This window comes from Enterobacter cloacae complex sp. 6730903 (genome assembly GCF_048283985.1).
In the GTDB taxonomy this organism is placed as follows: domain Bacteria; phylum Pseudomonadota; class Gammaproteobacteria; order Enterobacterales; family Enterobacteriaceae; genus Enterobacter; species Enterobacter hormaechei_C.
Genome location: NZ_JBLVXX010000138.1, coordinates 1 through 998, shown reverse-complemented (window position 1 = coordinate 998; position 998 = coordinate 1). Strand labels below are relative to the sequence as shown.

The following is a 998-nucleotide window of genomic DNA, read 5'->3' as shown; positions in this document are numbered from 1 at the left end:
GCTGCAATCACTACCGTACTGGCTAAAACCTACGGCGGTGCTGCTCGTGCTTTCGACCAGATCGATAACGCACCAGAAGAAAAAGCTCGTGGTATCACCATCAACACCTCTCACGTTGAGTATGACACCCCGACTCGCCACTACGCACACGTAGACTGCCCAGGCCACGCCGACTATGTTAAAAACATGATCACCGGTGCTGCGCAGATGGACGGCGCGATCCTGGTTGTTGCTGCGACTGACGGCCCTATGCCTCAGACTCGTGAGCACATCCTGCTGGGTCGTCAGGTAGGCGTTCCTTACATCATCGTGTTCCTGAACAAATGCGACATGGTTGATGACGAAGAGCTGCTGGAACTGGTAGAGATGGAAGTTCGTGAACTGCTGTCTCAGTACGATTTCCCAGGCGACGACACCCCAATCGTTCGTGGTTCCGCGCTGAAAGCGCTGGAAGGCGACGCAGAGTGGGAAGCGAAAATCATCGAACTGGCTGGCTTCCTGGATTCTTACATCCCAGAACCAGAGCGTGCGATTGACAAGCCATTCCTGCTGCCAATCGAAGACGTATTCTCCATCTCCGGTCGTGGTACCGTTGTTACCGGTCGTGTAGAGCGCGGTATCATCAAAGTTGGCGAAGAAGTTGAAATCGTTGGTATCAAAGAGACTGCGAAGTCTACCTGTACTGGCGTTGAAATGTTCCGCAAACTGCTGGACGAAGGCCGTGCTGGTGAGAACGTTGGTGTTCTGCTGCGTGGTATCAAACGTGAAGAAATCGAACGTGGTCAGGTTCTGGCGAAGCCAGGCTCAATCAAGCCACACACCAAGTTCGAATCTGAAGTGTACATTCTGTCCAAAGACGAAGGCGGCCGTCATACTCCGTTCTTCAAAGGCTACCGTCCACAGTTCTACTTCCGTACAACTGACGTGACCGGTACCATCGAACTGCCAGAAGGCGTAGAGATGGTAATGCCAGGCGACAACATCAAGATGGTTGTGAC

The 998-nt window shown here is 53.0% G+C and carries 1 protein-coding gene; it reads left to right on the top strand.

The window, feature by feature from the left end:
- A partial coding sequence (tuf, locus tag ACNQ0W_RS25210) for an elongation factor Tu (RefSeq protein WP_048338811.1) occupies window positions 1-998 on the top strand: 998 nt, incomplete at both ends.